The 12,226-nt window shown below is 35.1% G+C and carries 9 protein-coding genes; 3 read left to right on the forward strand and 6 right to left on the reverse strand.

The window, feature by feature from the left end:
- Positions 1–416 precede the first annotated feature (416 nt).
- The 6 genes from FJR37_RS27875 to FJR37_RS23670 form a co-directional block, all read right to left on the reverse strand.
- Positions 417–569, reverse strand: coding sequence for an HNH endonuclease (locus FJR37_RS27875; protein WP_371416163.1), 153 nt, complete (start codon positions 567–569; stop codon positions 417–419).
- 390 nt (positions 570–959) lie between these two features.
- Positions 960–1,718 (reverse strand): flagellar motor protein, encoded by a 759-nt coding sequence (locus FJR37_RS23650; protein WP_168467276.1) that lies wholly within the window; start codon positions 1,716–1,718, stop codon positions 960–962.
- A gap of 64 nt (positions 1,719–1,782) precedes the next feature.
- A complete protein-coding gene (locus tag FJR37_RS23655; protein ID WP_168467277.1) occupies positions 1,783–3,630 on the reverse strand; it encodes a hypothetical protein in 1,848 nt (615 codons plus the stop codon).
- An 82-nt stretch (positions 3,631–3,712) separates the two neighbouring features.
- Complete coding sequence (locus FJR37_RS23660) at positions 3,713–6,958, reverse strand: tubulin-like doman-containing protein (protein ID WP_168467278.1); 3,246 nt, start codon at positions 6,956–6,958, stop codon at positions 3,713–3,715.
- A 17-nt stretch (positions 6,959–6,975) separates the two neighbouring features.
- The gene (locus FJR37_RS23665; RefSeq protein WP_168467279.1) at positions 6,976–8,115 is read right to left on the reverse strand and encodes a vWA domain-containing protein; all 1,140 of its coding nucleotides are present in this window, start codon (positions 8,113–8,115) and stop codon (positions 6,976–6,978) included.
- A 209-nt stretch (positions 8,116–8,324) separates the two neighbouring features.
- On the reverse strand, positions 8,325–8,486 hold the full coding sequence (locus FJR37_RS23670; RefSeq protein ID WP_168467282.1) for a type II toxin-antitoxin system RelE/ParE family toxin: 162 nt from the start codon (positions 8,484–8,486) through the stop codon (positions 8,325–8,327).
- A 194-nt stretch (positions 8,487–8,680) separates the two neighbouring features.
- Between FJR37_RS23670 and FJR37_RS23675 the strand changes: the two genes are divergently transcribed.
- The 3 genes from FJR37_RS23675 to FJR37_RS23685 are packed head-to-tail and all read left to right on the forward strand — an operon-like array spanning position 8,681 to position 12,182.
- Positions 8,681–9,034 (forward strand): hypothetical protein, encoded by a 354-nt coding sequence (locus FJR37_RS23675; protein ID WP_168467280.1) that lies wholly within the window; start codon positions 8,681–8,683, stop codon positions 9,032–9,034.
- Between the two features lie 15 nt (positions 9,035–9,049).
- Positions 9,050–11,524, forward strand: coding sequence for a hypothetical protein (locus FJR37_RS23680; RefSeq protein ID WP_168467281.1), 2,475 nt, complete (start codon positions 9,050–9,052; stop codon positions 11,522–11,524).
- Positions 11,502–12,182: an OmpA family protein gene (locus FJR37_RS23685; RefSeq protein WP_254434653.1), complete on the forward strand. Its 681-nt coding sequence runs from the start codon at positions 11,502–11,504 to the stop codon at positions 12,180–12,182. Before FJR37_RS23680 ends, FJR37_RS23685 begins: the two co-directional genes overlap by 23 nt.
- Positions 12,183–12,226 lie beyond the last annotated feature (44 nt).

Below are 12,226 nucleotides of genomic sequence, written 5' to 3' on the forward strand. Positions count from 1 at the left end.
CTATATTTAACAGCAAAACCCCTTAGCTCTCATCATTGCTAAGGGGTTTTTGTTTTTGATGGTTTACCGAAAAACGAGCCAAAGCCTCTGGCTTTAGCCACAGAGAGTTTAGCTTAAACAGTTCTCACTCTTGCTCGTCGGGGTATCAAACATCTCCCCATTCCTGTCGCCTCTTAATTTTCCACGCTAGGCGATTCCCAGGTCGCGCTTCGCTATCGCCTTCTTGATATCTCTAGTATAAAACATCTCCCTATTCCTGTTGCCTCTTCATCCCTTTTTCCTGGGGGGTGTGAACAGTTACGTTATACCTTCCACTCTTGTACCGTCAGGACTCCAGACAAAATGTTCTGACCATTTCTGTTTGCGAGGGTGAAAAAGTGATCTTGTTTCGCCAGTTAAAGGATCTATAGATAGACTCAGTTACTTTTAAATTTATTACAAGAACGACAGCCTAAACAAAGATTTTCAAAAGTTGTATCTCCCCCTTGTGAAACTGGTTGAATGTGACCATACAGCAAATTGTCATCAAACCCGGAACAAGAACCCCACCCCCAACCCCCTCCCCGCAAGCGATGAGGGGGCTAAGATGTACCTTATATCCGACCTTCCGCACCCTAAACTGTCACACAACGAAAAATGGTCGTTTGGGGATTTGAGATTGGCGATAGCGAAGCGCTGCTGCAAGCAGTTCGCCACCTAAGATTTCGACGATTTTGTATCAAAATTATCATCAAAGGTATTCAAAAATCCGAAATTACCGATTGTGACACTGGGGGGTGCGGAATGTGGGTTATATGATTGGAAATCGCTGTAGGTCATGGGAATACCACTATTTGTTTCAGATGTTAAGCAATAACAGCAACGAGATTTATCATTATCAATGATTTGTTTTCTTAAACTTTCGGAAACTTTATGACAAGGGGAAAAGGCAAGATTTTGATAGAGAAAATAGTGATTTTTTATCTAACTTCTTGCACTTCTCCTGACCGTGTAAATCGGATTTCAATTCGTCGGCGGGTAACATCATCTTGACGCGCTGTTCCTGCAAATTGTCCATTTGGTAATATTAACTGTGCCGCAGAATAAGCGCGAAACGATAATCCAGATAGTTTGCCTTCTTTTTTTTGAATATCACGCAGCACCTTAACAACTGACAAAGCACGCAGCAATCCTAAATCAGCATTAGAACCAGCTTGTAATTTTCCTACAAGTCCGTTACCACTAACTACACCTTCTAAATTAACATCTAAATTACTTGTTACATTACTATTAGCTTGTCCGTCCGTGTGTCCAATTATTTCTACCACGTTAATACCATATTGTTTAGTTCTAGCTTCTATTTCTGGTACTATTTGCTTCAAGATATAATTTGACATTTGTTGAGGAATTTCCGCACTACCAGAGGCAAATCTATAAACACCTTGATCTTTTATAACTATAATTGGTGGTGTATCTGTTAACTTTTTTTGAGATTCTAATTGTGTTTGTAAGTATTTTATCTGCTCATTTAATTGTTTAATTTTTAAAGCTAACTGTTCTGAAGTTTGAACACTTTGATTGATATTTTTACTAATCTGTGATTTATTAATTTGTGATATGATAATGGTTAAAAACAAAAATAAAACCAATATCATAAACGCATTAGACATTAAATCAGTAAATGCTGGCCAAACGTTTAGGTCTTCATTATATTCTGTATAGCGTGAACGACGAGCCATAATTGCAATGTTTTATTTTTGTAAATTTGTTAGTCAACTTAAACAGTAGGGTGCGTAACGCACCTCATGTATAGGTATTTGTGCCACTAAGTTTTTGTTGATATTCCTCAAGATTCTTAATTAATAGCTCCAAGCCTTTAATATTAGCCTCAAAACCCTTCTTGTTGATATTAGTTTGTCTGTCAATTCCTTGAATAATGGTATTACTCACATTTTGATATTCAGCAATTAGTTGATAATTATTATTCTCTAATAATTTCATCAGTTTTTGACTATTAGCATCTGTTTGATTAGATGCTATACTAATAGCAGTATTTACATTATTTGTATATGTTTTCACATTTTCTAACAACTGCTCAATAGTTGTGATTAATTTATCAAAACTATTAACTTTATCGCGCACTCTTTGATCTAAATTATCCAGTTTATTAACTGCTTTTTCATAACTATTAGCTCCTTGCTGGAGTCCGGGAATAATTTCAGTTAAAAGATTTTGGTTATTTTGATGTGAATCTAATACTTGAATTGAAGTTTGGTTCATAGCTTTTATCTCTTCAGCTAAACTAATTAAGCTCTGACTAGAATTTTCAGTTTCCGTTGAAACCGTGCTAATTAATTCCGTTGTATATGTTTTCACATTTTCTAATAACTGACTCATAGCTGTGATTAATTGATCAAAATTATTGAATTTATCTCCCACTCTTTGATCTAAATCATCTAATTTACTAGTTGCTTTTTCGTAACTATTAGCTCCTGCATGAAGTTGGGGGATAATTTCACTAAGAAGATTTTGGTTATTTTGATGTAATTCTAATACCTGAATTGAAGTTTGGTTCATAGATTTTATTTCTTCTCCTAAATTAATTAAACTCTGACTAGAATTTTCTATTTCAATTAAGGCATTTATAATCAATTCCGTTGTTGCTGCTAAACTTGTAGCTGACTCAGAAAATTTCTGCTGTGTATTACCCAAATCTACAGTAGCTAATGATAATTTGAGAGGAAACTCACTTTGATTAAAAGTTTCAGCAGACTGTTTAAATATCTGAGATGTTGTATTTAATGCTGACATTGAACTTTTAAACTCATCAGCAGCACGAGATATAGTTCCAGCAGCAGCATCAAATTTTTCATAAACTTGTCTAGCTAAATCTGTAGTTTCTTTATTACCGTCAGCAATTTGTTTTGCGACGTTTCCCATAGATTGTTCTACAGCTTCTCGCACTGTTTTCCCAAAATTTGTTAAAAATTCATCCTGTTGAGATACCATTTTATTAACTATTTTATCAAGACGGGTATCACCCTGCACTTCAGGAAAATATACATTATCTAGATAATCTTCTAAAGAACTAATTAAGCGATATTTAGCAAGTCCACTATTAAAGATGAAATTGAATACTGTTACCAAAGCACTGAAAAATAGTCCTGTTAAACTGGTAGTAAATGCAATACTCATTCCTTCCAATGGTTTCTTTAACTCAGTAACTAAATTACTGACATCACTAGCATTAGCTTGATTAATTGTTTGACTGAGAGTAGATAAATTAATAGTGATTCCTAAAAAAGTTCCTAATAATCCAAAAGCTAACAGTAAATTTGGCAAAATGCGACATAAATAATCTATTTGTTCACAGGTAAATCCCTTAATTGTTTCCTGACTATAAATTTGATCTATTAATGCTGCTGTATTTACCTGTTCTAATTGTTTACTAGCTTGTTCAAATCTATCTTCTAATGTTTGGATAATTTTCGGTTGTACTCCCCTGATTCCTGTTTTGATTAATCTTTGAACTTTATTAGTCAAATCTATTAAATAGCGGTAAAGATATATGCGAATAACAATAGTAATCACAGATGGAATAACAACCAGAAAGAGAGTGATGACAATTAAGTAAAGTGGTATTGCTGGCATAAAAATGACCTGTGGTAGTGCAAGAAGTAGTACAAGAAATCTGTGAGAATTGGGTAGATATGAACTACCCATAAAAGCTATTTTAGGTTAGATATTTGTCAAGGATTTTTTGCATTTGTATCTCATAATATTCTTGAGTAACCAAGTTATTATCAAATAACTCTTTTAAACGTTCTAATTCCGAACGCAATTTATCTTGATTTTGATTACCAGTATTATCTTGAGGAGAATGAGAAACTATTTCCCCCACAATAGCTGTTTGAGTTCCTGTATTGTTTCTTGGTAAAATTGAATTTGTGTTTCTAAATTTTGCTTCCATTTTCTCCAAAAAACGATTTATAATCCCCTTTCTTACTGTATCTTGATTATTATATACTTTTTGTATATGGGGAAAATTCGGACTATCTTCGGGTATTTGCTTGAGCTTGTCTGGAAATTGACGCAGTTTAGGTAGATATTCATTTTCCCATAATTTTGGATTATTTTCCATTTGGGAAATTGTATCATCCAAAATCTTCTGCAAAGTATCCGCTATATTGCGGTTATTTGCCAAATCTTCTAAAGCTTGCATCCAATTTGCACTCACAGCAGCAGTATAATAACTATCTTGAAAAGAGTCATAATGTTTAAACTCTAATTCCTGAGTATCCTGATTTTCTGTTAATAATTCTAACGCTAAACAAGGATAAAAAATATCCTCTAGTTCTTCCATTCTTCTAGCATCAGGGGGAATTATATCAGGGAATGAAGCGCGATAGTCATTATGCAAGAAAGATGTACCAGAATTTTGTTCTCGTAAATATGGATTTCTCATTCTTTCCAGACTACTAATTAATCTCAAAGGAAACGCAGCATATTCATTAACAATTAATATCTCATCATCTGCTTGAACTTCTTTTAATTCACTTTGTTGAACAGATAAGTCCTGTGTTAGCAAACTTTTAAACTGTTTGACTTCTAATTCATCTGTATTCTTGTGACCTACTAATTTACTACTTTTACCAGTCTCATCTCGAAAATAAGGATCATTCAAATTTAAACGCAAAAGTGGTTGACCTTCTTGCATAATTTGTGCTAGACGAGTTGAACGCGCAGCTAAGGAGTATTTTTGCATGAAGCGTTTAATCACAGAAGTAACAATATTGCTACCTCGAAAAGCAAATAAACTATCAATTTTCAGATCAATTTCTTGTTTTAGTTGAGAGTGAGTAGTACGTTCTATATTCAGGAAAAAAGCTAAAGATGCTCCTCTACCATTTTCTTCGGTAAGTGCTGAACTTGCTAAGACTAATTGAGGACAAACATCATTTTCTGGGATCATTGTTTGATAGCAAAGTTCTATATCTTCAGTATCAAAAATTGCCTCTCCACTCATTTCATCGAAATTCAATTGTTTTAATTCTCTTTCCTCTTTTTCATAAGCACTTTCTAAGTCCTCTACTAAACTACTAAAAGCTGCAATTTGCTTTTCTTTTTCTTGAACTTGCTTTTGTAATTGATTGACAATTTTTAAAGTTTCTTGCAATACAGTTAATTCAAAATTATGCTTGATAATTTTGTAAACTTCTTGCATTACTTTTTTGCACTCGTCCTGAAATGGAATGTTTTTGAAATCAACAAAGGGAATACCTAGTTTATTTTCCATATCTTCAATTGTTTGTTCTGTATTCTCCCATTTTCTTTCTACATCTTCTAAGCGCTTTATGCCTCCAAAATCGGTAATTTTCTCCTGTAAATCCCCTTGATATTTATGTAATTCGTGTCGCAGAGAATCTAACCAATTGCGTGTATTTTTAATGGAGAAATTAGGATCTACTGGTGTGAGTAATTGCATCACATAATCATCAATATTCCGATTAAGTTCTTTGGTAATCTTAGGAGTAGCTTGCATTAATTTCGTCAACCAATAACCGCGAATACTTTCTGTTTCTCCTGGTTGCACTGTGCGAAATTGTTTATAAAATTCCGCTGCTAATTGCTGACGGATATTAGTGCGGTCATCCTTGTTTCTACATTCAGCAATTAACCGGGATAATTTATTTTGCCAAGTTTTGAGACTATTACTAAAGGTCTTATTAGATTCTTCTACAGACTCTGCTAATTTATTAGTTAAACCATCTCGTTTTCCTAAGTCATTATGCCAATTATGTTGAATTAAAAATTGCTCAAGTAAGTTAATAGGATCTGGACTTTGACCCTTGCCATTTAACCAAAACCTGACTAACTCTAAACCTACCTTTGTTAAAGCAATTTCAATAATAGTATCACGAGGAAAATAAATTGCTGACAGTCCAAATGTTAAGTATCTTTGGGTGTTACGACGAGGATGTTTATCTGATTCAATCATTTTTTCTTTAAAATTATCCCTGTTGCTTTTTATTACAGGTGCTAATTCACCTGAAAAATCAAGAGCAATCTTATGAGCAATCACATTACATAGTTTACCTTGTGTCAGAATCTGATATTCTCCTAGCGTTTTATTAGAAATTAAATAAGCATAGTCAAATGGCTCTTTTTTATTTTGTACAATTACCGAATTTTCAAGATCATAAACTGCTTCAAAAGTTGTACCGGGAGTGCTGTAATAATTTAATTCTTTCAGAGCAGCGTAAGTATTTGTAATCATTTTGTTGGTATTGCCATATAAATCAGGACTAATCACTAAATAGCCAAAAATTTTAGCAGTTTCATCTCTATAGATATCTCTAAGGCTATAAGCAACATCTAAAAACATCCCACTTCCTGTACCACCACAGAGAGAACCAACAACAAAAATATTTAGTCCTGGTTCAATTCTTAACCCTGATTTTAGCAAAAAAGATTCATGTCCTCTCGTTCGGTTTTCTGCTGTTACAATTGATGTTTTAATTTTTTGATAGTTGTGAAAAAAAGCTAATCTTCCCACAGGTCTGATACATTTTGCACCGTCTTCAATTGCTCCAATGTCCCGCAATAACCCAGGAGGAAACCATCTGCCAATATGGTCATAAGGTCCGTAATTACTATATTCCGAACGCCGTTCTAGTCCTTCTACAAACATGGTGACATCTCTTGATGACATGGTAGCACCGACTTTTTCAGCTTCTTTAAAACTTAAATCCACACCATGATAGGTACTCCCTGTTCTAATCCCTGTAACTTGGGTGGCTGCTTTATCTGTATCAATGTGAACAAAACTGACAATTGGTAACTTATTTAGGTCTCCATAACGGTCAACAATTAACCGTCTAATTCGCATTAATACATCTCTCCCAGTTCCCCCTAAACCGATACAAATTGTGCGATTAATGCCTCTAGATTGGGTTTCTTTTGCAGATGCTTGAGTCATAGTTTTTCCCCTGAATACTATTTTTCAATTTTAACATTTATTTGGTAATCACGCTGGCGTGAATCTGGACAATTTAGCGTAAATCTAGAATTGGTTATGAGAGTCTTTGATATCACTTTTTTGTTGTTTAGTTGAATGTTTCCCTCTGGTGTTGGGACTAAATATAGTTTTTCTCCTTGACGTTGTAAATGGCCTCTAATTTCTCCCCCTGGACAGTCAATGGAATTGGGGTTATCTTCACCTATGCCGATTTTCTTCTTATTTGGTAGTATACATAATTTTTCTTCATCTTCTGTATTATCTTCAAATCTAATTCGCAATTTCCATTTTTTTTGTAATCTGGCAAATTTGCATAGACTCCAAATACCAGCAGCTATTAATAATAATAAAATTAAACTGGGAAACCATAGCTGTTTGAGTAAATAAGAATTAACTAAACAGGTTTCTTGTCCTCCGGGGGCTGGTGTACAAAATTCTTGAATGGTAGGATTAAGGTCTATTACAGATAGTTTATAATCTTTACTATCTTGATTTTTAATGATGAGCGATCGCTCATGTAAAGGTAAACTCTTAATCCAATTCTGTCTCTCTTCACTCTCCGGTGATGTCGCAATTCTGAAAGGACTATTAGCAGGAGTTTCTATCCAAATTTCGGAAGTAATTCCGGGCTTAGTACCTAAGGTTGCATCAGTTATCCAAACAACAGACTGTGGTTTAATTGATTGATTTTTTGCAAGGCGATTTTGATTAATCTGCGCGACACCTTGATATACTGTTAACTCTGCTCTTTGAATATCTGTACCATAGCGGTTAGGATCATAATTAAAAGGAATTTTTGCTAATACTTTATTAATATTTTCTGAATTTTCCTTGCTAAAATATATAGGTTTTCCTAATGGATTTTCTACAGAAATAACCTCATCAAAAACCACATTTTGAGCAAAGGGAACAACATAAACAGAATCTCCAGGTTTGAGACTGTCTTCAACTATCTGACGTAGGCGAATACGTCCTTGGTCATTTAAACCCACACTTTCCGTTACATCAATGGCTAACACAACATCACGTTTACCCCTACCCAAGAGGGATACTAACTGTAAGCCATTTTTCTGTGTATCAGTCAGTGGTTGTCCAGGGGTAATTTTTGTCAAAGTCACAAACTCTATAGTCCGTTAAATAATGTGTATTAGAATTATTACACAAATAGTCTTAAAGTTTCCGTCTTTACGCCCTGACGCGAAACATAATTTATACGGCTATTATGTAAGTCCTTCATATTATGTATACTTTTTATTGATTATTAGTTAATACCAGTCAATAATTGAGGCTGTTAATACCAATTTGCTAGTATAATCACAACTCACATTTACCGTTCATATACTTCACTCCGATGAGCGATAGCGAAGCGCGACCTAGTAATCGCCACAACGAATACCCGCACCACTTCATCTTCTATTGAATAGATTACCCTGTAGTCGCCGATTCGGTAGCGATAGTACCCTGCATAATCTCCCTTGAGGGCTTTGATGTTAGGGTGCGACTGGGGGGGGTTTGCTCTAGTTGCTCAACTCAACCTACATTTCCTTAACCGACAAGTATTGAGAAGGTACTGCTTTAAAAATCATTTTATTCAAGCTAATTAGTCGAAAAAATTATTATTTACCCTCAATACCTGATAATGCTAAGTTAGTCAAAGCTCAAAGAAACCTGATATCAGTATTAATGACTAACACGGTTAAATTGTTGTATCCTTCTATAGAGAAGCTTGTTAGAGAAATTGTAGCGGTTAACCACGCTTGGAAAGTAGCTGATGAGCTTTTTGGTGAAAATTCCTCTCTTTCTAGATCCTCACGGGATTTAAAAACTGCATTACAGGTGCGTGTGCTGAGAAGTTATGCACCTGAACAGGTTCATCTGGTTCTCGATACAGAAGCCGAAGGTGAGGGACTTTACAGCTTAAAACTCAGAGAACCTATAGACAACCACCTGTATGCAGAACATTTGCCAGTAAGGGTAGCGCAAGAGGTTCTTTCTGCTGACGAGATCAAAAAATTTTCTAAGTTGCAAACAAAATAAATAGAAGGATACGGTATGGGAATCGGATATATTTGGAATATAGTTTGGCAGAATTCGCCTTTTCACTGGGCAACAGCGTTTGTATTAGCGATCGCAATTGCTTATGAGTTGTATACAGTCTGGGAATATTGGTATATAGAGTGTGGTAAAACAGCAAAAGCAATTCAATGTTTGCAAAATTTACCGAATGGTCAAGAGATCAAGTCTTTAAAAAGTATTAGCCTTTGGTTACAAGAATATTTAGGAACTGATAATCCCACTAGACTAAAAGAGCAGAAGGAAAAATTTGGCAATTTTATACTGAAAAAAGCTCCATCAGTATTATCTCGTCCAATTCCTCGTAGTTCGCTACGGTTTGTCACAACTTTATGTACTGCAATTGGGGTTTTAGGAACATTTTATGGTATCCAAGAAGGACTACAAGGAATTGACCTTGATACCAGAACATCTGAACAACTAATGGCTTCTAGTAAGGAGCTATTAGTGGGAATGAAAACAGCTTTTTCAACTTCCTTAATGGGGCTTGGTTCTGGTAGTGTGTTCACCTTAATTTTATTTGCAGGTGATTCTCTGCGACAGCAACGACGTGATAGCTTACGGCAAAAATTGAAAGCGATCGCTATTTTAGAAACAGCAGATAACGCTAATCAAAAAGCAGCCGAATCACTTAGTATAGTAGCAGATAAATTAACAGGGTTAAATCAACTGAGTGCAGAAAGCATTGGAGAAGCTGTAGGTACAGCTATATCAACACAATTTGCAGGTTTAAACCAGTTATCAAGTCAAGCTATTGGGAAAGCTTTAGGACAGCAAATGCAACTGGTAATAATACCAGAGTTGCAAAAAATGTACCAAGAACAACAAAAACTCAGAGAAATACAAGAAAATCAGGGACAGAGAGTTCTAGAAAAACTCATTCAAGATTTGCGAATTGAGGTAATTGAACCTATTGCAGTTCGACTAGATGAAAGTGCAGAATTAACAAAGCAAGCTTCAGAAGCGGTACAAACTCTGCATAGAGAATTAGGGGGAATTTCTCAAAGTTTAGCAAATTCAATATTGACTATTCAGAACTTTCAAAAAGAGACATTAGTAGAACTTCAAGGATTTGCTCACAATTTGGGGCAAACTTTGACTCAATTTCAAACAGATACTAAAGGAGTTTTACAACAAACAGCCGATGAAATTAATCGAGCAGTAGATCAAAGTATTGTAGGAATGACATCCCAGCGTAGTGCATTTGAAGCCAGTGCAGAACAAGCTGCTGCTACCTTCCGGGGTATTCGAGAAGAACTGCAAACAGCCCTACATGAACGAGCAGAAGTAGAACAGCAAATACTGCAAGGTACTCGAACTGGAATCATCGGAATTCTCACTCAAGCAAATACAGCCTTCCAACAACAAAGTAATACTCTAGAAACAGTTGGTAATAACGCATCATCATTGATGAATATTGCAAAAGATAATTTGGAAGCTACTTTAGGAAATATTGATTCCACACTCACAGCAACCAGTCAATCACTGCAAGCTGATTTAACTCAATTCCGTCAAGAATCACAAGCAAATTTACAGACTTTTTTTCAACAAACAGCCGATGAAATTAATCGAGCAGTAGATCAAAGTATTGTAGGAATGACATCCCAGCGTAGTGCATTTGAAGCTAGTGCAGAACAAGCTGCTGCTACCTTCCGGGGTATTCGAGAAGAACTGCAAACAGCATTACGAGAACAAGCAGAAGTAGAGCAGCAAATGCTGCAAGGTACTCGGACTGGAATCATACAAATTCTCACTCAAGCAAATACAGCCTTCCAGCAACAAAGTAATACTCTGGAAACAGTTGGGAATCAAGCTTCTGGATTAATGAATGATGCTAGAAATAATCTTTTGGCTACCTTAGAAAATATTGATTCCACACTCACAGCAACCCGTCAAACTGTGCAAGATGATTTAACCAAATTCCGCGAAGAATATCAAGCCAATCTACAGGCTTTTTTCCAACAACAAAATGACTTATTAAAAGATACTTTAGGTCAACAACGTGATGGATTAAATCAAGTAGTACAAAATCTGGATCAAGTCTTTCAACAAGAAGCTCAAAGGCGTAGTCAATTAACTCAAGAAATTGATCAAACAATGAATAATATTCAGCATTCTGTACAAAGAATCCATGAATTAGCTATTGCTGCGGGTTTACATGATTCACAAAGACTAATTCAACTAAATGCACTTGCGGAAAATATCGGACAACAAGTACAGAAAGTGGATAATTCCTACAAGAATTTGGATGAAAAATTTGCTCATAGTTTAAATACTTGGCAAAACCTTCTTCAAAGTTCTATGAAAAACACAGTTGACTTACAGGAAAACTTTTTCCGAAGTTCTGATCATGCTATGACTAGAATTTGTAGCGACTTACTAAAAAGCGCAGAAGTCCTAGTAGCTGCCAATGATAATAGTAATTTCGTCAATGGAAGAAATGAACATGGATGATTTTATCAATAATGAATTTTTAGAACCTGAAATTACCGAGGATGATGAATCTAGTATTTATCTATCCATTGGTGATCTCATGTCTGGATTACTGATGTTTTTTGCATTACTTTTCATTACTGCACTACTACAACTAGCAGAAAGAGAAGCACCCAAACGAATAGTAATTGGTAATGTTGTTGGTGAAATGAAAAGTAAAAATATCAATGTTAAAGTAAACCCAGAGACAGGAGATATAAGTATTCAAGAATCAATTCTTTTTGATAAAGGAAGCACCCAACTTAAACCAGCAGGTAAAGAATTTCTCCGTAAGTTTATTCCTGTTTACAGTGGAGTAATTTTTTCTAAACCAGAATTTGAAAAGGAAATTAGCCGCGTAGTCATAGAAGGTCACACTAGCTCAGATGGAGACAATAAAACCAATTTAGAACTTAGTGTATTACGGTCATCTTCAGTCTATAAATACATTTTTTATGAACTCAATTTTCCCACTCAATCTTCTTTAAGTCAGAAAATATTAGCTGCTGGACGCGGAGAAATAGAATCTGATCAAAAACGTGATAACCCTGCTGATAGAAAGGTACTATTTCGTTTTCAATTCCGTAGTGATGAGTTAAATCAACAAGTTCGTAAAAAATTACCTGCCAAGGAGAAATAACCTTGAATTTTGATTATTCCATGCCTGATTTACCAGAAATACCC

It is taken from the genome of Aphanizomenon sp. UHCC 0183, assembly GCF_009712065.1.
Classification (GTDB): domain Bacteria; phylum Cyanobacteriota; class Cyanobacteriia; order Cyanobacteriales; family Nostocaceae; genus Dolichospermum; species Dolichospermum heterosporum.